The organism is Vreelandella vilamensis (genome assembly GCF_031451755.1).
GTDB lineage: Bacteria > Pseudomonadota > Gammaproteobacteria > Pseudomonadales > Halomonadaceae > Vreelandella > Vreelandella vilamensis.
In genome coordinates, this window is record NZ_JARWAN010000073.1 from 1 (window position 1) to 560 (window position 560).

Sequence of the window (560 nt, forward strand, 5' to 3'; positions counted from 1 at the left end):
CCCGGGTTATTCACGAGGCAGGCCTGAAAACAAAAATAGTGGATGGTAATCTCTAATGTAATCAATACGTTCCGGCAAGAACACGATTCCAAGAGGCCATCCACTATGGGTGAAAGCGTAACGTCCTGGTCACCGTCCTGCAACGGGTCCGTGCATGTGCAATTAAGTGGCGATGCTACTACCAGCGATGCGGGTGGATTGGTACTCCGCGAAGCGCTCGATACCAGTGGCGTGATCGACGCGCTAACGTACCATCTGGTCGATGCGCGAGATCCTCTGCGCGTACGCCACTCGCTGGCCAGCCAGCTTCGTACCGTGGTGCTGCAGCGGGCCATGGGATGGGAGGATCTCAGCGATACCGATATCCTCAGCCACGATCCCCTCTGGCAACTCGCCTGTAGCGATGCACGTAGCCTGGCGCCGTTAGCGGAAGCACGTCCGTCACAAGCCACGCTATCTCGCTTGATTACCTGCCTGAGTGATCCAGATAACCTCGACACGGTGCACGAAGGCCTATTGCGATTGGCCATCTGGCGCTTGAACAGCTTGCCCGATGTCAC

1 protein-coding gene is annotated in these 560 nt (G+C 57.0%); it reads left to right on the forward strand.

All coding sequences use genetic code 11. The features are described from left to right. Nucleotides 1-105: 105 nt before the first annotated feature. The coding region (locus tag QC823_RS16195) for a transposase (RefSeq protein WP_422823691.1) at nt 106-560 on the forward strand (455 nt) is incomplete at its 3' end.